Raw genomic sequence first — 25,973 nt, forward strand, 5'->3', positions numbered from 1 at the left:
ATGAACTGTTATTACTATTTACTCTTCCCCCAATATCCTGAACACCATTCCATCCATATCCTCGCTGATCCTTAGCTGGCAGGCCAGGCGGCTGTCATGTGCAGCATCGGGCAGGGTATCCAGTAGATCCAGTTCCTGGTCTGATGGATGGAAGTATTTTTCGGGGCCCTCAACAACCTGTACATGGCAGGTCGCACAAAGGGCCATACCACCGCAGGTGGCAAGTATATTATGTTCTGAGGCTTTTAAAACCTCCATCAAACTCAAGCTTATATCTTCGGGTATTTCAACAGGCCGGCGACTGCCATCCCTGTCTTCAATAGTTAAATTGATCATATTTTAATCTTTCTTTAGTTACCTGCCGCAGGCAGGTCTCACATCTCACATCTCACATCTCACATCTCACATCAAAATGCGCTTACACCATACACCGTAGTATACTTAAAGCTTAATTTCTGATCGGGATAAACCTGCTTAAAGGCGCTTTGGGCCATCAGGGCTGCCTCGTGGAAACCGCAAAGGATCAGCTTTAGCTTGCCGGGATAAATATTGATATCGCCAATGGCATAAACCCCTTTCACATTTGTGCTATAGTCAAGCGTATCAACCATAATGGCCGATTTATCTACATTTAAACCCCATTCGGCTATCGGACCAAGCTTTGGGGTGAGGCCAAACAACGGGATCAAATGATCGGCATTAATAATGGTGGTTCCGTTCTCCCTGTCAATCACTTCCACTTCCTGCAAATGCCCGTTACCATTTATAGCTTTTATGTGTGCCTGCAAAATCAGGTTGACGCGGCCTTCTTTGGCCAGATCAAAAACTTTTTCAGCACTGTCTGGCGCTCCTCTAAAAGTATCCCCGCGATGGATGAGCGTAACTTCTTCAGCAATATCAGCCAAAAATATCGTCCAGTCCAGGGCTGAGTCACCACCGCCTGCCAATACTACCTTACGGCCGCGAAATGCTTCGGGGTTTTTTATCATGTAGGCTACACCCCTGCCTTCAAATTCTTCTAAATGATCAATTGCCGGTTTACGTGGTTCAAAACAGCCAAGGCCGCCCGCTATCACCACAACCTTGCTATGCACCTCGGTGCCATCGCTTGTGGTGGTGATGAAAGAGCCGTCTTCCAGTTGCTGCAATTCATTAACCCTTTCGCCTAATGAAAAGCTGGGTTTAAAAGGTTCAATTTGTTCCATTAAGCCATCAACCAGCTGCTGCGCATTAACAGTGGGAAAGCCGGGAATATCGTAGATTGGTTTTTGCGGATAGATCTCAGAAAGCTGCCCGCCTACCTGCGGTAAAACATCAATTAAGTGACAGCGCATTTTCAAAAGACCTGCCTCAAAAACAGCAAATAAACCAACAGGACCTGCGCCTATAATACAAATATCAGTAGTTATTAGTTCCATAAAAGTACCGGTTAAATAATGACTAAAGGTGGTAGTTATTATAACTTAATGCTAATGACAAATAGTAATTACTAATTACTTTAAGTTATAGCTAGCAAGGCAAAACCTTTTAAAAAGATCTATTAGCTTTGAGTTTTTGCCATGCAGCTGGATGAATTGGAAGGTGCGGAAGATCTCCAATCCCTTAATTTCTATAATGCTAAGCTCGTTGTATTTTAATTCGCTTACAACAGACTGGATGGACAGGAATGTGGCAGTTTCTGAATATAGCAAGTATTGTTTTATAGCTATGCTGCTTTCCAGCTGAATTTCGATGCGCAGGTCTTTGGGGTTAACACCGGCACTGTTCAACGCGTTAAAAATAACATCTAATGTTCCCGAACCGGCTTCACGTAAGATCAGCGGGATATTTAATAATTGTTTAGGGGTGATCTCTGCTTTTTTCGACAGCTGATTATTGGCGCGGGTAACTAAAACTATCTCATCCTTGGCAAATGGTGAATAGGCTATCTGCGGATAATGAGCTGCGCCTTCAACAATGGCAATGTCAATTTTCTCGGCCAAAACCAATTGGGTTATCACATCCGTATTGCCTTGTATAAAGGTGAAGTTTACAGCAGGATATGTTTTTTTAAACAGCGCAAGGATCTTTGGCAGTATAGTTTGTGCAACTGTAGTGCTGGCGCCAATGTGTACCGTGCCGGCTTCCATATTATTAAGCTGTGCCAGTTCGGTTTCAAGTTCGGTATAGGTTTGGAAGATCTTTTCGGAATATTGTAGCAGGATCTTTCCGGCGGTTGTTAAAACAATGCTGTTACCGTTACGGCGGAACAATTGCACATTCAGCTGATGTTCAAGCTCTTTTATGTGTTTGGTAACCGCTGGCTGGGTAATAAACAACTCGGCGGCGGCTTTTGTAAAGCTTAGCCGTTGTGCAACCGTATGAAATACCTTTAGCCGAAAATCGAAGATCATTAAATATAGGAGACGCAATACTTTACGTCTCTGCTAAGGTAACAAAATTATGATTTGTCTGGTAGAAACGCGATGCTTCGCGTCTGCCATTATATCCGATTTAACGTGTATCCGATTATCCCTTCAGCAAGGCGGTTAAAGACGCGAAGCATCGCGTCTCTACGCCGATTTCTTTGCTGTAGCCACAATCACAATCCCGCCAATTAACAGTATTCCTCCTAAATAAGGCGGCCAGTTAACCGTTTTTTGCCTGTCGGCAGATATTTGCAGCGGGCCTGCATCAACAATTTTTTCTTTTTTAGTGTAGGTAAAGCCTGTCCATATCAGCATAATGGCGCCTATAATAATGAGCGCAATTCCTATAGTTCTGTTCATAGCGATGATTGAGTTTATTACACAATATAAAATACAGAAAATTGTTTGAGTTGAACAGCTAATGACTAAATATTCAGGACTTAACTATAGTGTTAAGTCAAAATAGTCTTAAGTCGCAAGTCAAATTTTGTCTTTTTCTGACTTAGAGCTCAAGACTTTCGACTCAAGACTAAGAGTCAATTCATGATTGACACAACACTAGTTATTTATCCAGTAAATTTTTCGGAGCTATCCTTAATAACGAGATTACTATCCTGAAGCCATCCGGATCTGTAAAAGTTATGCCGTTATTTCGCCAGTAAGGGTTCTTGGGTGGTACAGGCCTTACCCGGTTGGCAATAAATTTTTGTTTTATCGCATTAAACTCCTCAATCGATTCGGCATAAAAAACCAGCAGATCATCATCATCCGGGTAGTGAACGGGTGTTATGCCCGATGTTGTAAACTCCAGGTGCCAGTCGGCACCGGGAAGTCCTAAAAAAACGCCGTTGTAGTCATAATGATCTCTAAATTCTCCCAAAACTTTTAAACCTAAAACCCTGCCGTAAAAGTCAATAATGCGGTTTAAGTCTTTAGTATGTCTGGCGGCTCTGAACTTCATCTTTTCTAATTTTCAAAGCTAAACATATCTTACTAGAGAAAAGAATTGGGAAAAAGAATCAGGAATCAGAAAAAAAGAATCAGGATTTCAGGAATCAGGATAAAATGGTTTCTATCCAGGATGTTTCTCACCACAGCGATTTTATCAAAATTTCCACACGTGCCAAACACGGTACAAAACCGATACACACTTTTTTACAATACAGATTTGTCTGGTCGGGCGTAAAGCAAAAAGGATAAAGAAATAGCATAAATCAATTTTTCTTAGCTTTCAGCTTTAGTCTTTTCGCTTTCAGCTATTTCCCGTTCACATACTTTTCCGCAATACCAGGGTACACATTAATGTACTCATTAGCTTTGCCATCCTTGTCAAAAATGCCTTCCCAGGTGCTTAAGGGCTCCCAAATGAATGATCCCAATGCTTTATTGCCGGGTGCGGTAAAGGCAATATCATTCACCACCTGTTTAAGCTGCGAGTATTCGGCAACCATTACCTGTTTGTTGTAACGTTTGGCAAGATCGGTCATGTTGTTCCTCAGGTCGGCAGGCGTACCGTGCCACTTAGGATAATAGGACAAGCCTATCACATCAAACGGCACATTGCGCTTAGCCATATTATCAAGAAAAAATTTCGATTCTGCGCTTTGTCCGCCCAAAGCAATATGAAGCATAATAATAGTTTGGGGACTAACCGATTTCACCGCCTTAATTCCCTGGTACAGCAGTTGCGAAAGGCTGTCAAGGTTATTGATAGCACCATCCGGCCATACTATGCCATGGTTAATTTCATTGCCTACCTGCACCATATCGGGCGTTGTGCCCTGGTCTTTCAGTTGCTGCATTACATTAATTGTATAATCGTACAATGATTTTTCAAGAGTGGTAAAATCCTGGCCCACCCATGCAGCAGGTTTATTTTGCTGCTGCGGATCAGCCCAGTAATCGCTGTAATGAAAATCGAGTAAAAACTTCATGCCGGCAGCTTTTATGCGTTTGGCCATTTGTTTGGTATGCTCCAAATCGCAAAAACCTTTATTGGGAGAGTATCCTTTAGGATTTGCAGGCTCATTAAAGATCCGCAGGCGGATGTAGTTAAAGCCATGCTCCTTCATTATTTGGATAGCATCACCCGGTTTGCCGTTGTCCGAAAACTTCATGCCCCGATTTTCCAGCTCTGGTAAAAAGGAAATATCTGCGCCTAAAATTTTATCGCTAACGGTTTTAGGTACATATTTATCAGTTGTAACCACATGTGCAATGCCAGGCTGCACCGTATGGATCTCGGTAGAACCCGTGTATAAACTATCTGCTTTAGCCTCAAACTTTACCCTTCCCGGGATGCGGCCGGTGCGTAATATAACCCGGCAGCTACCAGTAATATTTGCCTGCCAGGTGCTGTCAGTATGTGGTAAACTATTAAAGTCACCGGCATCATAAATATTTACAATTTTAGCATCACCTGCTATATGAAACGTAACAGCCAATTTTGCATTAGCTATGCTATCTCCTTTACTGTCAATTATTTTCACCGTTATCAATGCTTCATCCTTACCATCTGCTATCATGGTAGTTTTATAAGGCGTTACCTGTAGTTCGGCTGGTACGCCTGCAGGTTTGGGTTTTCTTCTTCCCTGGGCGTTAGCGGTGCCTGCAATAAATAATGACAGCAAAGCAAATAGTAAACTGCCTTTAATCATTGTTTTGGATAATTTTAACATTACGGTATAATTGGTATGTTAAAGGTAAAATATAAATTGTGCAGGCGACAATTATATTTAGGGTAAATAGAAGTGTAGCTAATATTTTACAGTGTAAAATGATGATAGTAGTGAACGCCAACAACTAAAAAAGTTACACAGTTATCATTCCCATGCCTTTTCCGGTCATCCTTACAAAGCCTTCAGCAGCCCTAACGCCAGCTTCCCTTCCCCTGAAATCCTCCATTGAGGCATGTCCGCAGGCATAGATCCCCGGTGGGTCCTGGCTGGTGTGGCAATAAACGGCTTTCTTTTTTTGCTCCTGGGTTTCGCTTATATCCACATAATCGGTAGGGTTAAATATCATGGTTTGCTCACCTGCACATACTTCAAAAAAGTACAAAGTAAACTTAGCAGCTGCACGTACCCAGCTTTGTATGGTTAACAAGCCGGCCACCTGGTGGTCCTTATGCGAGTCGACAGGCCAGTGGGTAAAAACCACATCGGGCTTTTCGGCAGTTATCAAACTTTGAATGTGCTGCAAGGCTGCATTATCGGCAATAGTGGCACCATCAATCTGTCCGGCAAAAACGGGTTTGGCATTTAATATTTTACAGGCATTAATAGCTTCCTGTTTCCGGGTTTTGGCGGCTTCATCATGGTTAACCCCGGCAATTCCGGCCTCGCCGGTGGTTAAATAAATTATTGTGACCTCATGTCCCTGTACTGCCAGCTTTGCCAGTGTTCCGCCACAGCCGCTTTCAGGGTCATCAGGGTGCGCTCCTATACAAACAATTTTTCTCTTTGCTGCCGCGATGGTATTTTCTGCGTTTAATAAAGTGGGCAGGGTAAGCAGGCCTAAACCGGTAGCAGTGGTTTTTACAAATTGACGGCGGGTGTTGGTTTTAATGCTCATTTTTATTTAGGTTGAATATAAGCTTAAAGCAATCATAAAATAATACATGCATGCTTAGATTTCTGTGTCACTGAGATCAAAAAGGTGCTATTCAAATACCACCGTTTTATTCTTATACACAAATACCCTATCCTCAAACACAAGCTTAAGCGCCTTTGCCAGTACCGAGGTTTCAATTTCTTTCCCCGCCTTTACCATATCTGCTGCTGTAAAAGAGTGGTTTACCGAAATGATCTGCTGGGTGATAATTGGCCCTTCATCCAGTTCATTTGATACAAAGTGAGCTGTTGCGCCAATTAGTTTTACGCCGCGCTCAAAAGCCTGCCTGTATGGACTGGCTCCAATAAATGCCGGCAAAAAGGAATGATGGATATTGATGATCCGCATTGGGAATTTTGCTACCAGATTAGGTGACAGGATCCGCATAAATTTAGCCAGGACAATATAATCAGGTTTATATTGATCAACAGTTTTCGCAATTTCTTCTTCAAAGGCTTCTTTACTTACCCGCTCATGCGATATAGTGAAAAAAGGCATATCAAACCGTTTACAAATATCTTCAAGCACGGTATGGTTGCCGATAACACATTGCACCGTTGCGCCAAGCGTACTAAAATAATTGCGGATCAGTATATCAGCAAGACAATGGTAATCTTTGGTTACCATTACTACTACTTTTTTATCGGGAAGAGGATTTATTAAAATAGTAGCATCATCAGGCAGCACTTTACGCAATTGTTTTTCAAGCTTTGAGCCGTCGTCGCCAAAGGTAACTTCAAGGCGCATAAAAAACAGGTTATCGGCCTGGTCCACATGCTCGCGTAATGAAACTATATTAAAAAGGTTTTTTGCCAATATGGCTGATACAGATGCCACAAGTCCGACGCGGTCAATACATTGAATTACGATGATCATACTTTGGGATGGAAAGTATGGTAAAGATATAAATTGATGTGATGTTAGGAATTAATATCTTACAATTCTATATTAATATCAATAAATGCGGGCACCTAATAATGATGATCCTGGCGGTAAGGGTTCATCTTCTTTGTTCAATACACCCAATATTAATAAAATAAAAGAGATGAGTTCAAGCACAGCGTTGCCTGTATGGGAATATTCCCATTGCTGCCTGAGCGCTACCCAGTTTTTAGGTGATATTGTCCAATTGCTGGTAGCTGCATTAGCCGGATAGGTGAATATAAAAAATATAACTATAGTTATAGCTAAACATAAAAATGCAGCAAGCGTAAGCCTGAAAACAATAAGTTTTTGCCTTACATAAAACAATAAAATGAAAGTAAATACAATAGCGCCAATTTGCAGAACTCCTAAAAGCGACCATCCGCGGTAAATGGCTTGTACAACCTTATAATTCTCCATAGATAATTCCATTTTTTGGGGCATTTCCAGCAAATGGGCCATTGCGGGTGCTAAAGTAAGCCCTGCAAACAAAAGACTAAGAAACCACATGATTTTTTCCATGATATGTTTTTTAAATACAGAGCAAATTTCATGCAAATATTAGATTACAGCGATTGAGAGGATGGTTGATTGGGTAATTGTAGGATAGAACTGTTTTAACGTACAATGTTAATAAGGATCAGAGAACTCCATCAGTTAAACCATTATTTCATGAGTTGTAACAAAACGTGATAATCATTATCAAAATATAAAGCTGGTAATTATATTAGCTTAAGCTTTTTGCTTAAAAAATGATTATGCGATACTTTTTATGTTTTTTATGCCCGCCGATAGCTATATTAACTACCGGGAAGATTGGCGCATTTATATTAAATATCCTGCTCACATTATTTTTTTGGGTACCTGGCATTATACATGCCGTTTTGGTTACCACAAAATATTATGATGACAAGCGCCACCGGCAACTAATGCGCGTGGCCCGCAGAGGGTATTAAATATGTTTAAATTCCTAAAATAACTGGTAATCAGCAATAAATACCAAGTGTTCTCTTGGCATACTTAGCTATAATCCCTATTTTCACCGCTGATTTAAACATTGCCCATCCCTACTGGTTTTATAAATGCTTTTTAACAAATTTTCATCGAGGTATATTTTTATACCGCTATTAACATTTTTATGTTTTACAAGCTTTGCCCAGCCGGGTAGTACTGACTTGTTAAATAAAGGGCAAAAGGCCCGCTCCGCCTCAAATTATACTTCAGATACAAACAATGTCCATTTAAGGCGGCAGGCAGATAATGAATGGCTTGTAAACGAATTAAAAATTAAAGAGCAAGTCATTGCGTTTAGGAACAAGTTATTTTGGTTCAGGAACGTGATAGCGCTGTTTGTTGTCATTTTTATATTCCTTATCATCCGCAGCAATCGCCAAAAAACAGGCTTGAATAAAGTGCTTCAAAAACAAAATGCTGATATTGCCTTGCAAAAAGCGGAGATCACACAACAAAGGGAAACGCTGCACCAGCTCAATCATACAAAGGACATGCTTTTTTCAGTTATCAGCCATGACCTTCGCAGTCCTTTTGCTGCAATTTTGCAAACAATGGATAGCGTCAGGACAGGCGAGATGTCAGCCGGTGAACAAAAGGAGATCCTCAATAGCTTTTATCAGCAGCTAAGCCTGGTTAACCTGATGGTGAACAATTTACTGGTTTGGGCAGATAGCCAACAATCAGGCATTAAAACCGACCTGGTAACACTTAATGTTACCGAAGTTATTAATGAAATACTCCAGTTATCAAATTTCCTGGCAAAAAACAAACATATCAACCTCCGGCACAATTACGAAGGCGAAAAATGGATATTGGCAGATTTAAACCACGTGAAAATTATTTTTCATAACCTCATTGGCAACGCCATAAAATTTACCCCACATGGCGGTACAATTGAAGTGTTTTATACTGATGATGACGATTACCTTGCTATACATGTTAATGATAATGGCATTGGAATTTTGCCTCAAAAAATGGAAAAGCTTTTTAAAATAACAGGCAAGGATATTTCAGGTAATGGTACAAATAATGAAGTAGGTGCAGGAATAGGGCTGGGTTTAATTAAGCAATTTGTTGATGCCAACAATGGCCGGCTTGAAGTGCAAAGTAAACCGGGCGAGGGCGCGGAGTTTATAGTTTATTTAGAAAAAGTGGAGGCTTAATTTTCGGATGATAGATTTCGGAGTTAAACCCGATATGTCATGCTGAATTTATTTCAGCACCCCACATGCTAAGTCTACCCTATACAAGTTGATCGGGCATGGTTTAGACCGGTTACATGGCTTGTCCTGTGAGTTGCTGAAACAAGCAGCATGACTTCCTCTGATATTAAAATGATAAATATGCAATCCACAAACATCCCTTTCCAAACCATCAACTGGGACGATATTGACAAAACAACTCATCCCGGCACAACAGGCACGGCCTGGTGGCAAACTATTCAGTTTAAAGGTCTACGGGTAAGGGTTGTTGAATACAGCCCAGGGTACCTGGCAGATCATTGGTGCAAAAAGGGGCATATTGTTTATTGCCTGGAAGGCGAATTTACAACCGAGATGCAGACGGGTGAAAGCTTTCGGCTAACTAAAGGCATGAGTTATATTGTGTCGGATGATTTAAGTTCCCATCGCTCAATCACTGAAAACGGTGTTAAGCTGCTAATTGTTGACGGTGATTTTTTGAACACAAACACTATTTAAACACGATTCAGGGATTTTTTGATTTTCGTGATTAAATCAATTTAAAGAATCCTGAAAATTCTTCCAATCCTTAAATCGTGTTATAATTGTTGTTTAGACACTTGTTTATCACGAAATTAATCCTAAATTTATCACAACCAAATAACACTAATCGTATGAGTTCCCGTAGAGATTTTTTACAAAAATCTGCCATCGTAGCCGGTGGCAGCCTGTTAGCATCAGCTTTAAATAACCAGGCTTTTGCCATTTTTAAAAGTGGTATTGCGCCAAGCGACCAACTGAATATTGGTGCTATTGGTATAAATGGCATGGGCTGGGCAGATGTGATGGCGGCATTAAAAGTGCCGGGAGTAAACCTGGTGGCTGTTTGCGATGTAGATAAAAATGTGATAGATAAGCGGCTGGCCGATTTAGCCAAAACAGGCTATGATACCTCAAAAATTAAAAAATTTGAAGACTACCGCCAGTTGCTGGACCAAAAAGATGTTGACGCCGTTGTTATCGGCACACCCGACCATTGGCACGCCCTGATAATGATACACGCCGTAGAGGCTGGTAAAGATGTTTATGTTGAAAAACCTGTTGGTAATTCAATAGGAGAATGCAGGGCAATGGTGAACGCCCAGCAGCGCTATAATAAAGTGGTACAGGCAGGCCAGTGGCAACGCAGCCAGCAGCATTTTAAAGATGCGGTTGATTTTGTGCAAAGCGGGCAGTTGGGGAATATACGAACTGTAAAGGTTTGGTGTTACCAGGGCTGGATGAAACCGGGAGCAATAGTGCCAAATAGTGCGCCGCCTGCCGGTGTTAATTATGCTTCGTGGCTTGGTCCGGCAAAAACAGTTCCGTTTAACGCGAGCCGTTTTCATTTTAACTTCCGCTGGTTTTGGGATTATGCCGGAGGCCTGATGACCGACTGGGGTGTACATTTACTGGATTATGGTTTACTGGGTATGAAATCGCCTATCCCAAAATCAGTCTCAGCCTTAGGCGGACGGTTTGCTTATCCCGAGCTATCAGAAGAAACACCGGATACTCTTACCACGCTGTATGAGTTTGATGGCTTTAACATGGTTTGGGATTCGGCAATGGGAATTGATAATGGGTCCTATAACAAGGATCATGGCATTGCCTATATCGGTAATAATGGTACTCTTATTTTAAATCGCAATGGCTGGGAAGTAATTGAAGAACGTCAAAGCGGCAACAAGGTGAGCAAGCCTTTTGTAGCAAAGTCTGACGATGGGTTGGATAAACATTGGGAAAACTTTGTAAGCGTAGTAAAATCGCGCAAAATGGACGATCTGCATTGCCCCATACAGGCAGGCGCCCATGTAGCAACCGTTGCACAAATGGGAAACATCGCTTACCGTAGCGGTAAAAAATTAGAGTGGAACGAAGCTGCTCATGAATTTACTGATAAGGCCATTAATAAAGAATACCTGATGAAGGAATATCATAATGGGTATAAGCTGCCGAAGGTTTGATTTCGGAACTCGGATTTTCGATTTCGGATTTATTTAATTTTGATTAACGTCATGCCGTCCATCAACTGGTCGGCATGACGTTTGTTTTAAGCAGCGCCTCTTTATAATTCCGAAATAATATTCCACATTTGCATCATATCATGCAAAAAGATAAGCTGTTAATTATTGACGATGAGGAACGCCTGCGCAACCTGCTGGCCCGGATCCTTCAGCTGGAAGGTTATGATGTGCTGGTAGCATCAAACGGAAAGGAGGCATTAAAAAAATTACAGCATGAGCCGATACCTGTAGTTATCAGTGACGTTAAATTACCTGATATTAATGGGATTGAGCTTACATCGCAAATAAAAGCTAGCTGGCCGGCTACTGAAATTATAGTGTTAACTGCTTTTGGCACCATAAACGATGGTGTTAAAGCCATAAAAGGCGGTGCGTTTGATTATATTACCAAAGGGGATGATAACGAAAAGATAATCCCGCTGGTAAGCAAGGCCATGGATAAGGCCCTTTTACAGCAAAAAGTTTTAGAGCTTGAAAAGAAGCTGAACAGCAAATTTGGTTTTGAAAGGCTTATAGGTAGATCTGCCGCTATAGGCGATGTCATAAAACTGGCCCAAAAAGTAGCATTAACCGATACCACCGTTTTATTATTGGGCGAAACCGGCACCGGTAAAGAGATCTTTGCCGAAGCTATCCACCAGGCAAGTCCGCGCAATGCAAAATCATTTGTAGCGGTAAATTGCAGCGCCTTTACCAAAGAGCTGCTGGAAAGCGAGCTCTTTGGCCACAAAGCCGGAGCATTTACCGGCGCTATAAAAGATAAAAAGGGACTTTTTGAAGAAGCCAACGGTGGCACTATTTTTTTGGATGAGATAGGAGAGCTCGATCACGACCTGCAGGCCAAACTGTTAAGAGTATTGGAGTCGCAATCGTTTATTAAAATTGGCGATACAAAGCCTACCCAGGTCAATGTGCGCATTTTGGCGGCAACAAACCGGAATTTGCAGGCCGAGGTTGGTAAAGAAGGCTTCCGGTCTGACCTGTATTACCGCTTATCCGTGTTCCAGATCACACTGCCGGCCCTGCGCGACCGCAAAAAAGATATTAAGCTGCTGGCTGAATACTTTATGCACTACTTTGGTGCAAAGGTTAAAAAACAAATTGCCGGTTTAAGCGATAAGCTTATAGAAAAACTGGAGGCTTATAACTGGCCGGGTAATATCCGCGAACTGAAAAATATTATTGAGCGCGCTGTTATTTTGGCCGATGAAAATATTTTAGACGAAACACTGCTGCCTTATGAAATGCAGGGGCCACAAACTGCACAAGCCGGTAATTCATTGTCAGCATTTGATCTCGCATCTGTAGAAAAAATACATATCCAGCGCGTACTTAACCATACCCGCGGCAATCGCGCCGAAGCAGCCCGCCTGCTTAATATAGGTATAGCCACCTTATACCGCAAACTGAAGGATTACGGGTTGGAGTAGATTGAATGCGGAAGTCGGAATGCCAAATGCGGAATAATGTCATGCATGCTGTTTCAGCACACCATATGCTAAGTTTACGCCATGCAAGCGGGAATGACGTGGTGATTAATCATCCGCACATTTGCATATCCGCACATCCGCACATCATTTCTCCGCCATTGCCGAGATCGCTTGCAAAAACCAGGCAGCATGAGGGATCCATTGTTCGGTCCAGCGCCATTCATTGCCGTTATCTTCTGTTTTATAATCTATGCCGCTGCCATCACCGTTATCTTTTTTACCGGTTATCCCGTTGGAGATGCCGCCTTTTTCGGATCCATGCCCAAAGTTTGAATGCATATAAGGCACATTGTTTTTTCCGAACCCATACATAAAACACATGGAATAAGGATTGCAGCCCAGGATCCACGATACCTGCTGCGAAGCAAAAACTGCCAGTGAATCCTTAACGCCCCAATTCTCTTTGCCAGAATATACCAGCTTACCGCCAACCAATGCCGCAGCGGCCAATGAGCCTAAGCGGGCATTTTCACCCTGCCACCACCACCCGGTTTCATTATCATGCGGAATAAAAAAGCCATCCTTAACCGCCCCCTTATACAAAAATGATTGCCGTGCATAGCCAAACGGATTGTTTACTTTACTGGTTACAACAAGGTTATAATCCAGTGCTTTTTTAATAGTACTTAAGGCTGCGGTTCGCTGCGCCTCATCCTTTTCCTTTGTTAAATAGCGGGATAGGGCCACTACCGGTAAACCAGCATCTGATGCATGCCAGTATGGGCGATTGGCATCGTTGGCAATAAAATAGCCCCCGGTTGACATTCTTTTATTCAGATTTTGCGCTCTCTTTCTTGCTTCATCGCGATACAGCGTATCATCAGTTGCTATCCACAACTCGGTTGCAGCCATAAGGGCACAATAATCGTCAATGATGTTTTCTTTACCATCATCATCATACTTAGTATTGTTTATAAGCAGGTGAGCAAACGCTCGCTTGGCGCCATCAAGATATTGCTGCGAAGTAAATTCGCCATTCTTTTTCCATTGAGAGATGCGGGCCAGCGCAGCAATTGCCATCCCTCCGCCTTCGCGGAAAGCACATTGGTACTCATCGGTGGTAACACTATTGGCCCTCAAGCCCACTATCCTACGGGCGTTAGGGTCTTTATTAAAGTAGCTGAAAATAATCATATAAAAATAATCATCCTTTGATAGTGCACGCATCATATAGTCTGCTCCGTACAATGCTTCATTATCCAATGTATCTTTAACGTTCCATTTCTTTAGCAAGCCCGGGATAGCTTCGGAAGCGCTCACCATTGACCACGTAACCAGCGGCGTTTGCTGTGGCGACATAAAATTCGCATAAGCCAAATGCGAAAAATATTTGCTCACATCGCCTGATGCATCGCACCAACCGCCATGCATGTCAACAGTTTTGTCTCCGCCGCCCTGTAAGTGCATGTGTACATCCGCTGCCAGTTCTTGCGGGGTATTGGCCCTTTGTTTATTATAATAATGAACGATAGACGAGATGGTAAGCTTTGCCAATGCATCCTCCTCAATTTTAAATGGATATGACTTATAAGTTTTCCCTTCAAAAATTATTTGAACACTGTATTTTCCTGTTTTTTTATATGATGAAAAATCGGCCTGGTAATATACTTTGCCGGGTGTCCATTCATCAATAATTTGGGGGCCGCTCAACACACCTGTAAACTCCGGTTTGTTAGTTGCAATATTTACAAGGTTAAATATGGTTTTGCGAGTAAGTTTATGATCCAAACTTACCACCGCTATTTTAGGGCCTTTCGAATCAAAACCTATTTGGTTTGCATAAATAACAGGCTGGGCAAAGCCCATAAATGATAAAACTGAAAGAGCAACAGACAGTAAAACAGCAGGAAATTTCATGGCTTATTTGATTTATAGCGAAAGATAGGTGCTATTTTGTAAAAAGCATGCAGTTAATACAATAGTAGTAGAATTGTAGGGTGGCTACACCTGTATATAGTCACCCATTAAAAACAAAAAAGATATACTTAAGCATGATTTGGCAGTAACGATGATTTAAGTTTACCTCCTTAACAATTAGGGGCTTAAGCTAAATTCTATTTCTGCCTTTCGGCAATATCATTATATTTGCCCCCATCTTCTAACAGAGGCATTTTAAAAAATATGGCTAAGAAAAAAACTGATACTCCTGATACCCCTAAGCATATTGCTGTTGTAAATGATAAATCATTATCATTCTTCGAAAAATATATAAACAACCCTTCACCTACCGGTTTTGAATGGAAAGGCCAGGAATTATGGCTTGATTATTTGAAGCCATATATCGACGACTATTATGTAGATAACTACGGAACGGCTGTAGGCATTATCAACAAAAAAGCGGAATATAAAGTGGTTATTGAGGCTCACGCAGATGAGATCTCGTGGTTTGTAAACTATATTACGAATGATGGACTGATCTATGTTATCCGCAACGGCGGTTCTGATCACCAGATAGCACCGTCAAAAAGGGTAAATATCCATACCGATAAAGGAATAGTAAAAGCTGTTTTTGGATGGCCCGCTATTCATACCCGCAATGCAGGCGAAAAGGAAGAGGCTCCAACCCTTAAAAACATCTTTTTGGATTGCGGCTGCACTTCAAAAGATGAGGTTGAAAAATTAGGGATCCATGTAGGCTGCGTTATCACTTACGAAGATGAGTTTATGGTGCTTAACGACCGCTATTATGTTGGACGTGCGCTGGATAACCGTGCAGGTGGCTTTATGATAGCCGAAGTAGCACGCTTGCTTAAAGAAAATAAAGTAAAATTACCATTCGGCCTGTACATAGTAAATGCCGTGCAGGAAGAAATAGGTTTACGCGGGGCCGAAATGATAGCACATCACATTAAGCCAAACGTGGCCATTGTTACTGATGTTACGCATGATACCCAAACGCCAATGATCAACAAGATAACCCAGGGCGACCTTGCTTGCGGTCGTGGCCCGGTAGTATCTTATGCCCCTGCGGTACAAAACAACCTGAATAAATTACTGATAGAATCCGCAGAAAAAGCTAAGATCCCTTTTCAGCGCCAGGCTTCATCACGTTCAACAGGTACCGATACCGATGCTTTTGCCTATTCAAATGATGGTGTGCCTTCAGCACTGATCTCATTGCCGCTGCGTTATATGCACACTACGGTTGAGATGATCCATAAAGAGGACGTTGATAATGTGATCCGTTTGATATATGAAGCCTTATTAAACATAAAGGCCGGGCAGGATTTCAGGTATATTAAATAACCCGCTCTCTAAAAAGAGAAAAACATTTTACCATTTTATACATTATTACAAATAATAATTAAATAAAAATGTCATATTTACATTTAATATGACACATCTGAAAAACATATGAAACCTACATTACTGATTTTGGCCGCAGGTATGGCCAGCCGCTATGGAAGCATGAAACAAATTGATGGTTTTGGCCCCAATGGCGAAACTATAATTGATTATTCCATTTATGATGCTATTAAGGCCGGATTCGGAAAAATAAGCTTCATTATTCGCGAGGAGTTTGCTGAGCCATTTAAGGCTATTTTTGAGCCAAAGCTAAAAGGCCGTATTGAAACTGATTATGTTTTTCAAAGCTTTGATCTAAAGCCTTTTGGTATTGATAAAGAAATTGAACGTGCCAAACCATGGGGTACTGCACATGCAGTATTAGCGGCACGCAACCAGGTACATGAGCCTTTTTGTGTAATTAATGCAGATGATTTTTATGGCTATGATTCATTTGAAAAAATGGCTAAGTTTTTAACTACAGAGGTGGCTGACGATAAATATTCAATTATCGGATACCAGATAGACCGGACTTTATCAGATTACGGAACCGTATCACGCGGGGTTTGTAAGGTAGATGATGATGGCAACATGGTTGAAATAAATGAGCGCACAGAGGTTTATTTTAAAGAAGACGGCAGTGTGGCTTATAGAGACGCTACCGGCGAACATCCGCTGAGCAGCGACACCAGGGTATCAATGAACTTTTGGGGCTTTACCCCTGCTGTGTTTAAACAAAGCGAACCCATGTTTAAAGCCTTTGTTGAAGCGAATGAAAGCAATCCAAAGTCGGAGTTTTTTATTCCCATAGTAGCTGATCAATTAATAAAAAGCGGACAGGCATCATTTAAAGTGATCCCCACAGCATCAAAATGGTTTGGCGTAACTTATAAAGAAGATAAACCTATTGTACAAAAATGCATCTCAGAATTGGTGGAAAATGGCACTTACCCGGCTAATCTTTGGGATTAAATCCATTGATATTTGAAATTGAAATCCTGCTTAACCGCGGGATTTTTTGTTTAGACAGGATCCGTTTAAAAAGTTACTTCATTATGTTTTATGCCGCTTTTTTCAAAATCGATATAGGCGCTTTTTATATAATTGATTAAATCATAATCATTCCACGCATTTATTTGATTTAAAGTTGGCATATAAGCTGATTTAAAATCCTCCAGCTCTGTGTCTTTAATGGGAACAACTCTTTTTATAGCAGCATCATTAAAACGTTCGGCAACCTTGTACGATGCCAGTTCTTTTCTGGCATACCTGTTAAACCTTCTGGCATCCTTTACTTCGCTTTTAAAATTCTCATAAATAAAGGTCATCGGTTTTAGAAAAAGATAATAATAGTGAGGTGTTCCCGTATAAAACACACTTTTTCTTCTATAACCGTTCCGGGCTTCTTTTATTTCACTTTTTATTGAATTTTCTTTAATAACAACTTCTTCCAATTGAATTACAGGCGCCATAAAAATTACTTTATCTGTAAAATCTGCAACTACAAAATTTGTTACCTGGTAATTATCGCTCTTAAATTCCAGGGTATCACCAGGCTGCGCCAAAATACCAAACACGCCAAACATACTTGACCTGGCATTACTTAAGGTCCGTTTATTTAAAACCGTTACACTACCTAACCTGATGTTTGTATTGCTTTTTAGCAATAGCCCCTGCTGTAGTTTTGCTGTTTGTGCGCCAGCTTTATTAAAAACACATAAGGTAACAACACCAAATAGTATTATTCTATTGATAGTCATATCATTAATAAAATTAAGCTTACAAATGGTTTAATTATAATCTTTAACTTTTTTTAACAGCATGTATGCTTTGAATTATCTATTATCAATTCAATAAAACGTTATCCTGCTTCATCCGTTACCTTAATAGTTACTATCAGAGCAACAATATGCAAACCGAAATATTAGGAAATACCAAAAGTGTCAATAAGCAGGGCAATGTTCTTATCATAAAAACCAAAGAAGCTGTAGCACATGTATGGGTTTACAGTCCCTCAGTTATCAGGATTAATGTAAGTAAGTCATTTGATAAAAATGACACCTCTTTCGCGGTAATCCAAAACCCGGCTGACAGATTTGATTATACAGAATCTGATGACGAGATCGTCCTAACTACTTCCGCATTAAAGCTTCGCGTTAGCAAATCGCCGCTACGCTTTAATTTTTATACTGCCGATGGAAAAGTATTAAGCGAGGATGATGAGCGGTTTGGTATCAACTGGCAAAGCGAAAGGGTGATTAATTACCGTAAGCTCTATCCCGATGAAAAGTTTATCGGCCTGGGTGAAAAAACCGGCAACCTGAACCGGCGGGGTAGCAGTTATGTGAACTGGAATACCGATGCCGCTTTACACGGTGTTGATGCCGATCCGCTTTATAAGACCTTTCCATTTTTTATTGGCCTGCATAATGGCCTTACTTATGGAATCTTTTTCGACAATACTCATAAAAGCTACTTTGATTTTGGTGCAACAACCGATGAACAAATGAGTTGGTTTGGAGCTGATGGCGGCGATATGAACTATTATTTTTTTGGAGCACAAAGTGTTGAAAAAATTATTGAAGATTATACCTGGCTAACCGGTCGCATGGAAATGCCGCCCTTATGGAGCCTGGGTTACCAGCAATGCCGCTGGAGCTATATGAGCGCCGCTGAAGTGCTGGATATTGCCGAAAACTTCCGCAAGGAAAAGATTCCGGCAGATGTGATCTATTGCGATATAGATTACATGGACGGGTTTAAGATCTTCACCTGGAATAAAGAAACTTTCCCCGACCCGAAGGGATTAATTGACAAACTAAAAGCCATGAACTTTCACCTGGTTACCATTGTTGATCCGGGCATTAAAGTTGAGCCCGGTTACAAGCAATATGATGAGGGCGTGGCTAAAGATTATTTTGCCACCTATCTTAATGGCGAAAAATACATTACTGATGTATGGCCGGGCCGCTGTCATTTTCCCGACTTTTTCAGGGATGATGTACAGGATTGGTGGGGCACATCATTCACCGCATTGACCGAACCCGGTGTAGAAGGTTTTTGGAATGATATGAACGAACCTGCCGCCTGGGGACAAAACATGCCTTGGCTGGTAAAATTCGGCGAATACTACATGCCCGAAGTACGCAATGCCTATGGGATGCAGATGGCACGCGCCACTTATGAAGGAATCAGGAAGATCCCTGACAATAAGCGCCCGTTTGTACTTACCCGTGCGGCCTATTCAGGCACACAGCGCTACTCAGCGGTGTGGACAGGAGATAATTCTGCCTATGATGCCCATATGCTGCTTGGACAGCGGATGGTGAACAGCTTGGGGATAACAGGTATGTCATTAATTGGTGTTGATATTGGCGGCTTTACCGGCGACCCGACACCTGCGCTGATGGTACGCTGGAACTCGCTGGGCGTATATACCCCAATGTTTCGTAATCATGCCATGCAGGGCACTAAAATGCGCGAGCCATGGTGCTGGGGTAAGGAAAATGAGGCTATAATTAAAAAAGATATTGAGCTGCGTTACCGTTTGCTGCCATATATTTATTCAGGCTTCTATCAATCCCATAAAACAGGGATGCCCTTAAGCCGTACGCTCGCTATAAATTATACAGATAACGAAAACGTATTCGATGTAAAATATCATAACCAGTTTTTATTTGGCGATGCTATAATGGTTGCCCCGGTTGAAAGTACCAGGTTTACCGCAGAGGTTTACCTGCCTCAAGGCGAATGGTACCGACTAAGTACAGAAGAAAATTACACCGGCGACAAGGCTATTATTGCTGAAGCGCCGTTAACTGATCTGCCCGTATTTATTAAAGCAGGCGCAATTATCCCAATGCAAAATGTGATACAAAGCACAGATGAAAAAGGCGATGGTATTTTGGAGGTTAATGTGTGGTTTGGCAATGAAGCAAGCAGCTTTGTTTACTATGAGGATGATGGATCGTCTTATGATTATGAAAAAGGGGAATATTATAAAAGAGAAATAAGCTTTGATCCGAAAAATAGATTGATCAGTTTTTCGGAAGTTGATGGTTCTTTTGAATCAAAGTATGATAAAATTAAACTGATGTTGCATGGGTTTGCGAGTTTTTCGATTTCGAAAGAAACTGGAAAGAGTTTCAGCCAGTATGAAAATGACAAAGGAATAATAAAAATTGATTTTTAACTAATTATCTTTAACTTTAAATATGTCGTTATCTTATAAAATATTGCTTAAACCTGAACCTGAGGGCGGTTATACTGTAAATGTTCCCGCATTACCAGGTTGTATCACTTATGGTGTAGATTTAGAAGAAGCAAAGCTGAATGCAAAGGAAGCTATTGAATTGTATATTGACAGCTTAAAAGAACATGGTGAAGAAATCCCCTCCGATGAAGATGTACTTGAATATAACTTGCAAGTTTTTGCGTGAGCAGGAAAGCGTATAGTTCGCATGATATCATTAGTATATTTAAAGAAGCGGGATTTGTTCTTGATCGCATAAAAGGTAGTCATCATATATTTCTTCATCCTCAGAATAAGAAAAGAGCTGTAGTTCCTCATCCTAAAAAAGACTTGCCTTATGGTACGGCACGAACTATATTAAAACAAGCCGGGATTGAATAGTAACAATTTAGGAATTGGGTACTTTATCTAATCTCATAAAATTATTGCAAGGATCAACTGCCCCCCACTGCAAATTTTTTCACCGCCCAAAAACCACCTTTTACCGATTTCTTTTTGCTGCTAACCTAATTCAGATTGCCAATTTTGGGTCCGGGATATAGTTTTACATCAGATTTTATAATGAACACCAAAACTGATACAGAAATGAACACCTATCAAAACTCAGACGCAGCATTCCCAGGCATGACTATGGATGAATATAGTTTTATTCATCATGCATCTGCCGGCTTAAACCAAAACCAAATGACAACTTTCATGGCCGTTTACAACAGCCGCAGAAAGAACCCTACCGATATACTTGCGGCAACTTTGCTTGGCTTTTTGGGCCTTGCCGGCATTCAAAGATTTATGACCAACCAAATACTATTAGGCTTGCTTTTTTTGTTAACGGGCGGTTTCCTGGGAATAGGAACATTGATAGATGCCATTAGTTATAAAAGCATCGCTAATGATTACAACAGGCACCTGGCTTACGATTGTTACCAGATAGCAAAAATGAATAACTGACTCAACGGGGGAGCGCAATGAATAATAACTGAAAAACTCCCTTACTCCATCATATATGAAAAGTAAAAGCTCCATTCATTGACATGAATGGAGTTTTTACTTTTGCAGCAGTATTAGGAGGGTTAATATACCGGGCTTAGATTCAGAAGATTGTTTTTATATGAGGCACACTCCAAAAAGGCATGTATTCAGTCCATCCCCAAAAAAACGAGAAAAATATATGGATCAATGGCGCCGATAGAAAACTCAGAAACAAATACAAAATGGTTTTTTTTAAGCCCATTTTTAATATAATGGGAGGCAGCAAAATGTTCATCAACATTGGTACCGGATAGTATATCCACCATTTTAATCCATAGTTTGCTCCATATTTCCCGAACAGCATACCTATAATTACTATCAGGATTGAAAGTAATATTATCATTGTTATCCTTCGTCTAAATTCTTGTTTCCCTACTACTATCCTTATAATTAAGAAGAACAGAACGAAAGAAGCAAGAACCATTGCCAGGAAGTGCCAAAGTGGGCTCATAAAAGTTTTTTATAGATCGGTAAATAATAACAATTAAATTTTATGACAAGGAACAAAAATCTTCCGCCCTTAACCCTTTCCTTCACTTCTTTTCCATTGATTTCTCCCTAATCGCCTTAAACTCCGAGCCGTTTTTCCAACCAGGGAAGTTGGTTTCATTAGCAAGTTTGTTTCCAACTTTAAAAAGCAGGTTTGCTACCTGTGCCATGCCATTCGCATCCATATCAGTCGAATAGCTGTCTGATGGCTGGTGATAATGCTGTTCACCGTATTCCTTTTGTTTTTGCTTGCCATATGCTTCGCCATGTGCGGTGCTTTCAGCGCCGTTATTCATGTCGAGGGCAGGCACGCCCACTTTGGCAAAATTAAAATGATCAGACCGGTAATAACCGCCAGCACCAGGGTTTTTATCTCCTGTTATCTTTTTGCCATCTGCTTTAGTAAATTCTGCAACATAATCTTCCAGGTCATTTTGGCCCTTCCCTGTTATGGCAAAATTATTTGTTTCGCCATAATTACCCAAAGCGTCCATATTTAAATCGGCCACGGTTTTATTAAGCGGGTAAATTGGATGTGAGGCATAATATTCAGAACCAAGCAGGCCCTGTTCTTCAGCAGTTACCGCTAAAAATACGATGGAACGTTTAGGCTTTTCTTTTAATTGTGCAAAAGCTTTGGCCACGTTTAATACTGCAGCTACGCCGCTGGCATTGTCAACTGCACCATTATAAATGCTGTCGCCCTTTGCATCAGGCTTGCCAATACCCAGGTGATCCCAATGCGCAGTATACAATATGCATTCACCTGGTGTTGTGCTGCCTTTTAAAACGGCTATCACGTTATGCGAGGTTGAGTATTTTAATTTAGTATGCACGGTTAAAGTAGCATTCAGATTTAAAGGGATCGCTTTAAAATCTTTTTTTCGTGCTATTGCCCTGAAATCCCCGGTAATACCTGCGGCTGCAAATAGCTTTTTGGCGGCATCCTCAGTTATCCAACCCTCAACCTTACAACGCGACATATGCTTATCCTGCTGCTGCAGGTACAATTTGGCGCCGGTAAAGCTATTGGCTACAACACTCCAGCCATAGCTGGCAGGCTCGGATTGGTGCACAATAATAATCCCTGCTGCACCCTGGCGGGCGGCCTCTTCGTATTTGTACGTCCAGCGGCCATAATAGGTCATAGTATCCTGCTTAAATAATTTAGCATCACCTGATTTAAAGCCCGGATCGTTAACCAATACCACTACTGTTTTGCCTTTTACATCAAGCCCCGCATAATCGTTCCAATGATACTCAGGAGCCACAACCCCATAACCGGCGAATACCAGGGGCGAGTTTGTTAATTGTACAGCGTCAACTTCCCGGCGGGTTGAGGCTACAAAGTCGGTTAAATAATTTAAGCTGATGTTTCCTTTTGCGCCATTCACGGCCATTGTTGCCGATGGCCTGCTGGTAACTTCAACCATGGGCACATCCTGGAAATAGCTGCCATTATTGCCGGGCTCAAGTCCTTCTTTTTTAAATTGCGATGAAATGTAGGCAATGGCTTTTGTTTCACCAGCGGTAAAAGGTTTGCGGCCCATTAGTGAATCATCTGCCAGTACGGCAATATGGCTTTTTATTTCATCGCCGGTAATTGTGTTTGTGTTTTCTTTATCCTGCTTGCATCCGGCTAAAAAAGCAACTGTTGCAAGGCATAAAATGCGGGTATAATTTATCTTCATATTACGGGGTTGTATAAGCCAAATGTAGGTAAAAAGAGTCAGGAGGGAAAGATCCAGGAGTCAAGAGATCAAGAGTCAGGAAAAACGAAGACCAGGAAGCGTTGGCATAATAATTTATTTGTGGCGATTGAAAATTTTCATATCACTACTGCCTCTTGATTCCCGTTCTCTTGACTCGTACGTTAAAATAATTCTTTACCAAGCCGGATGCTGTTCTTGTATCCGCCCGAAAACGAACAGTCAATTGTATCAAAATGGTGCAAGCAGATAATTAATATCTTCATAACTGCTTATTAATCAAATAATTATAACAACGGCACGTGGTTTGATCGCTTTTATTTGATTAATAGACATGTTAAAATGAGCCATCGCAAACCACTGGAACGGCGCACCTTTTCACAGGACCGTTATGAAATTTTAATAAAAAGGCAAAAAAGCGGTAAGGCTACATTTAACGAGCTAACCGAGCTGGATGATATAGTAAACCGTGACCCCACTATTCGCGAAAGAGTGCTTATTGAAAACCTGTTTTTGAACGACAGGGATGACCAGGATGATCCTGATAATATGCCGGAAAAAGATATTATAAAACCAGTTCAGCATCAAAGTTTATTAAGCTGGCTAAAATCCATTATCAGTCGTATTTTTTTTATGTTCCTGATAAAAAGTGGGATCCTGGTAATTGTTAAAAGTGATGGCGCCATTTAATAAGAATATTATTATTTAAAATTTGAAGATTTTTTTCTGATACAAGCCTCCAGCCTTAACATCCGATCTTTCGGACTACTGACTTTCAGTCTTTTGGACTATATCAATTAAACCTACCTTTGCAGGCATAGTCTATTTATAAAATAACAACCATGAAAAAATTATTTATTTTAATAGCCCTGGCTACATTTACCGGGAGTGTGTTTGCACAAAGTGTTGATCTGAGGCGCAAAATTGAGGTTAGCGGTATTGCCGAAAAGGAAGTTACACCTGACATTATTAACGTTTCCATCTCGTTACAGGAATATCTTGATGGCAAAAAAAAGATCACAATTGATCAGTTAGAAAGCCAATTGGAAAATGCAGTAAAAGAAGCAGGTATAGCTAAAGAGGATTTTACCGTAAACAATGTATCGGCCTGGAACAATACCTACAACAAGAAAAAAACACCTGATTTTTTGGCCAGCAAGCAATACAGCATTAAATTTCACGATCTGAATAAGTACAACCAGATCCTGAATAAAATTGATCCAAAGGGAATTCAGTCAACCAATATTGAAAGCTATGATTATTCAAAAATGACAGAACTTAAACGGGATCTGAAAATACAAGCTTTACTTGCAGCAAAGGAAAAAGCAGGTTATTTGTTGAGCAGCATTAATGATAAGGTGGGCGATGCAATAAGTATTACCGAGGTTGATAACGGTAACTACCAGGCACCAAGACCAATGATGTATGCTAATAAGGCAATGGTAGCTGATGCATCTCCGGCAGAGTCAGATATTACTTTTAAAACAATAAAGTTAAATTTTCAAATCAACGCGATATTTGAAATTGTGAAATAACTATTAAAGGGATCAGGTGAGTATTATTTGATACTCACCTGGTTTACCTGGCCTTATTCCTATATATAGATGACTCCATCTTTATAAAAAGATCTAAAAATTTTTAAGAAAAAGAATAATTCTATTGTACTGTAATAAAAATGTTACAATAGTGATTTTCCTATGAAATCTTATCCAGAATAAGATGCGGAGCTTTAAAATGTTTCCTATAAGTTAATATTGATCAACGTCTTTAGTGCGATTGCTTGAATATTTGTAATATTAAACTAAACCGCAACCTTTTTTAGGGTAATTAACGTAATAATCATTTGACAATGTGAATTTTACAATATATATTTATACACCCTAATTTGTCACTGAGCATGATCCGTACGCGCTTTAAGAAGGTACTATTGGTTGCACCTGAAATTTTTCCCAATCAGTTATTAACTGATTATACCAATGTAAAGCATATTTCTGCCGCAAGCGGCATTTTTCCGGCTATTTACGAAATGAGCCCTGATGTAATCGTGTTTGATTACGAGTTTATGGGTAAGGACATGGAAAAAACCCTTCGTCGCCTAAAGGTTAATAAATTTTACGATAAGGTAAAAATCTGTTGTTTCAAAAACGCAGTAAACGAAAATGCAGACAGTTTTCTAAAAGTACTTGGCGTTGACCACCTGATATATCGGGAAGACCTTGTACAAGCAACAAAAAGCAAATCGCTATTAAATACTTTTAGCTCTGTAGTTGATGCATCCATTGTAAAATGGGTGATTAATGTTACGCATTAAGGGATTATTTCTTAATGGGCGTGTTTTCCAAATAACATTCTTATTGTCGAAGGGCGATGCCCTTCGCTGACATATTAGACCCTTTCCTTTGTATTACCTTTGTATTACCAAAGATAGTTTTTATTAAATATTGTTATTGTTGGAAATGGGGGGTCTGGGGGGTGTTAAAAACTAAAAACTTTGTGGAAAACGTTAACATAAAA

26 protein-coding genes and 1 pseudogene are annotated in these 25,973 nt (G+C 40.6%); 14 read left to right on the forward strand and 13 right to left on the reverse strand.

From position 1 onward, the window contains the following. Positions 1-18: 18 nt before the first annotated feature. The 9 genes from JWQ54_RS22920 to JWQ54_RS22960 all read right to left on the reverse strand — a co-directional run bounded on the left by JWQ54_RS22920 (position 19) and on the right by JWQ54_RS22960 (position 7,466). Positions 19-336, reverse strand: coding sequence for a 2Fe-2S iron-sulfur cluster-binding protein (locus tag JWQ54_RS22920; protein WP_299589846.1), 318 nt, complete (start codon positions 334-336; stop codon positions 19-21). A 71-nt stretch (positions 337-407) separates the two neighbouring features. Further along, complete coding sequence (locus JWQ54_RS22925) at positions 408-1,418, reverse strand: NAD(P)/FAD-dependent oxidoreductase (RefSeq protein ID WP_299589848.1); 1,011 nt, start codon at positions 1,416-1,418, stop codon at positions 408-410. Between the two features lie 75 nt (positions 1,419-1,493). Further along, positions 1,494-2,393 carry a LysR substrate-binding domain-containing protein gene (locus JWQ54_RS22930; RefSeq protein ID WP_299589850.1) on the reverse strand — a complete coding sequence of 300 codons (900 nt, stop codon included), beginning with the start codon at positions 2,391-2,393 and terminating at the stop codon, positions 1,494-1,496. 159 nt (positions 2,394-2,552) lie between these two features. After that, on the reverse strand, positions 2,553-2,768 hold the full coding sequence (locus JWQ54_RS22935; protein WP_299589851.1) for a hypothetical protein: 216 nt from the start codon (positions 2,766-2,768) through the stop codon (positions 2,553-2,555). A 202-nt stretch (positions 2,769-2,970) separates the two neighbouring features. After that, positions 2,971-3,369, reverse strand: a complete 399-nt coding sequence (locus tag JWQ54_RS22940; RefSeq protein ID WP_299589852.1) for a VOC family protein — start codon at positions 3,367-3,369, stop codon at positions 2,971-2,973. A gap of 295 nt (positions 3,370-3,664) precedes the next feature. After that, positions 3,665-5,086 carry a glycosyl hydrolase 53 family protein gene (locus JWQ54_RS22945; protein WP_299589853.1) on the reverse strand — a complete coding sequence of 474 codons (1,422 nt, stop codon included), beginning with the start codon at positions 5,084-5,086 and terminating at the stop codon, positions 3,665-3,667. 133 nt (positions 5,087-5,219) lie between these two features. Further along, entirely contained in the window at positions 5,220-5,981 is a 762-nt protein-coding gene (locus JWQ54_RS22950; RefSeq protein ID WP_299589855.1) for a PIG-L deacetylase family protein, read from the reverse strand. A gap of 87 nt (positions 5,982-6,068) precedes the next feature. Then, positions 6,069-6,896 carry a formyltetrahydrofolate deformylase gene (gene purU / locus JWQ54_RS22955; RefSeq protein WP_299589857.1) on the reverse strand — a complete coding sequence of 276 codons (828 nt, stop codon included), beginning with the start codon at positions 6,894-6,896 and terminating at the stop codon, positions 6,069-6,071. Positions 6,897-6,974: 78 nt separating this feature from the next. Further along, positions 6,975-7,466 carry a hypothetical protein gene (locus JWQ54_RS22960; RefSeq protein ID WP_299589859.1) on the reverse strand — a complete coding sequence of 164 codons (492 nt, stop codon included), beginning with the start codon at positions 7,464-7,466 and terminating at the stop codon, positions 6,975-6,977. 230 nt (positions 7,467-7,696) lie between these two features. Between JWQ54_RS22960 and JWQ54_RS22965 the strand changes: the two are divergent. From JWQ54_RS22965 to JWQ54_RS22985, 5 genes and pseudogenes are all read left to right on the forward strand, one after another. Continuing rightward, a pseudogene (locus tag JWQ54_RS22965) lies at positions 7,697-7,834 on the forward strand (YqaE/Pmp3 family membrane protein); the annotation flags it as partial. Between the two features lie 192 nt (positions 7,835-8,026). Beyond that, the gene (locus tag JWQ54_RS22970; protein ID WP_299589861.1) at positions 8,027-9,121 is read left to right on the forward strand and encodes a sensor histidine kinase KdpD; all 1,095 of its coding nucleotides are present in this window, start codon (positions 8,027-8,029) and stop codon (positions 9,119-9,121) included. Positions 9,122-9,301: 180 nt separating this feature from the next. Continuing rightward, positions 9,302-9,658 carry a DHCW motif cupin fold protein gene (locus tag JWQ54_RS22975; protein WP_299589863.1) on the forward strand — a complete coding sequence of 119 codons (357 nt, stop codon included), beginning with the start codon at positions 9,302-9,304 and terminating at the stop codon, positions 9,656-9,658. A 155-nt stretch (positions 9,659-9,813) separates the two neighbouring features. Beyond that, on the forward strand, positions 9,814-11,145 hold the full coding sequence (locus tag JWQ54_RS22980) for a Gfo/Idh/MocA family oxidoreductase (protein WP_299589864.1): 1,332 nt from the start codon (positions 9,814-9,816) through the stop codon (positions 11,143-11,145). A 140-nt stretch (positions 11,146-11,285) separates the two neighbouring features. After that, complete coding sequence (locus JWQ54_RS22985) at positions 11,286-12,635, forward strand: sigma-54 dependent transcriptional regulator (RefSeq protein ID WP_299589865.1); 1,350 nt, start codon at positions 11,286-11,288, stop codon at positions 12,633-12,635. 144 nt (positions 12,636-12,779) lie between these two features. Here JWQ54_RS22985 and JWQ54_RS22990 read toward each other — a convergent pair whose 3' ends face one another. Further along, positions 12,780-14,552: a glycoside hydrolase family 9 protein gene (locus JWQ54_RS22990; protein ID WP_299589866.1), complete on the reverse strand. Its 1,773-nt coding sequence runs from the start codon at positions 14,550-14,552 to the stop codon at positions 12,780-12,782. A 264-nt stretch (positions 14,553-14,816) separates the two neighbouring features. Between JWQ54_RS22990 and JWQ54_RS22995 the strand changes: the two genes are divergently transcribed. Together JWQ54_RS22995 and JWQ54_RS23000 are read left to right on the forward strand one after the other, a co-directional pair. Further along, complete coding sequence (locus JWQ54_RS22995) at positions 14,817-15,941, forward strand: M42 family metallopeptidase (RefSeq protein ID WP_299589867.1); 1,125 nt, start codon at positions 14,817-14,819, stop codon at positions 15,939-15,941. Between the two features lie 108 nt (positions 15,942-16,049). Further along, positions 16,050-16,952 carry a sugar phosphate nucleotidyltransferase gene (locus tag JWQ54_RS23000; RefSeq protein WP_299589869.1) on the forward strand — a complete coding sequence of 301 codons (903 nt, stop codon included), beginning with the start codon at positions 16,050-16,052 and terminating at the stop codon, positions 16,950-16,952. Between the two features lie 65 nt (positions 16,953-17,017). On the opposite strand, the gene JWQ54_RS23005 is transcribed toward JWQ54_RS23000, so the two are convergent. After that, the gene (locus JWQ54_RS23005; RefSeq protein WP_299589871.1) at positions 17,018-17,740 is read right to left on the reverse strand and encodes a hypothetical protein; all 723 of its coding nucleotides are present in this window, start codon (positions 17,738-17,740) and stop codon (positions 17,018-17,020) included. A 149-nt stretch (positions 17,741-17,889) separates the two neighbouring features. On the opposite strand from JWQ54_RS23005, the gene JWQ54_RS23010 reads away from it, so the two are divergent. The 4 genes from JWQ54_RS23010 (at position 17,890) to JWQ54_RS23020 (ending at position 21,180) form a co-directional block, all read left to right on the forward strand. Further along, positions 17,890-20,172 (forward strand): glycoside hydrolase family 31 protein, encoded by a 2,283-nt coding sequence (locus JWQ54_RS23010; protein WP_299589873.1) that lies wholly within the window; start codon positions 17,890-17,892, stop codon positions 20,170-20,172. A 22-nt stretch (positions 20,173-20,194) separates the two neighbouring features. Then, positions 20,195-20,419: a type II toxin-antitoxin system HicB family antitoxin gene (locus JWQ54_RS23015; RefSeq protein WP_299589874.1), complete on the forward strand. Its 225-nt coding sequence runs from the start codon at positions 20,195-20,197 to the stop codon at positions 20,417-20,419. Further along, complete coding sequence (locus JWQ54_RS29245) at positions 20,416-20,613, forward strand: type II toxin-antitoxin system HicA family toxin (protein WP_367187130.1); 198 nt, start codon at positions 20,416-20,418, stop codon at positions 20,611-20,613. Before JWQ54_RS23015 ends, JWQ54_RS29245 begins: the two co-directional genes overlap by 4 nt. A gap of 180 nt (positions 20,614-20,793) precedes the next feature. Continuing rightward, complete coding sequence (locus JWQ54_RS23020; protein WP_299589875.1) at positions 20,794-21,180, forward strand: NINE protein; 387 nt, start codon at positions 20,794-20,796, stop codon at positions 21,178-21,180. Between the two features lie 142 nt (positions 21,181-21,322). Here the strand turns inward: JWQ54_RS23020 and JWQ54_RS23025 are convergent, their stop codons facing one another. Then, positions 21,323-21,604: a hypothetical protein gene (locus JWQ54_RS23025; protein WP_299589877.1), complete on the reverse strand. Its 282-nt coding sequence runs from the start codon at positions 21,602-21,604 to the stop codon at positions 21,323-21,325. A 190-nt stretch (positions 21,605-21,794) separates the two neighbouring features. Continuing rightward, entirely contained in the window at positions 21,795-23,441 is a 1,647-nt protein-coding gene (locus JWQ54_RS23030; RefSeq protein WP_299589879.1) for a M28 family metallopeptidase, read from the reverse strand. Between the two features lie 360 nt (positions 23,442-23,801). Between JWQ54_RS23030 and JWQ54_RS23035 the strand changes: the two genes are divergently transcribed. The 3 genes from JWQ54_RS23035 to JWQ54_RS23045 all read left to right on the forward strand — a co-directional run bounded on the left by JWQ54_RS23035 (position 23,802) and on the right by JWQ54_RS23045 (position 25,770). Next, on the forward strand, positions 23,802-24,149 hold the full coding sequence (locus tag JWQ54_RS23035) for a hypothetical protein (RefSeq protein ID WP_299589881.1): 348 nt from the start codon (positions 23,802-23,804) through the stop codon (positions 24,147-24,149). 152 nt (positions 24,150-24,301) lie between these two features. Continuing rightward, entirely contained in the window at positions 24,302-24,994 is a 693-nt protein-coding gene (locus tag JWQ54_RS23040; protein ID WP_299589883.1) for an SIMPL domain-containing protein, read from the forward strand. Between the two features lie 362 nt (positions 24,995-25,356). Further along, a complete protein-coding gene (locus JWQ54_RS23045; protein ID WP_299589884.1) occupies positions 25,357-25,770 on the forward strand; it encodes a hypothetical protein in 414 nt (137 codons plus the stop codon). Positions 25,771-25,973 lie beyond the last annotated feature (203 nt).

This window comes from Mucilaginibacter sp. (assembly GCF_028288225.1).
Lineage (GTDB): Bacteria > Bacteroidota > Bacteroidia > Sphingobacteriales > Sphingobacteriaceae > Mucilaginibacter.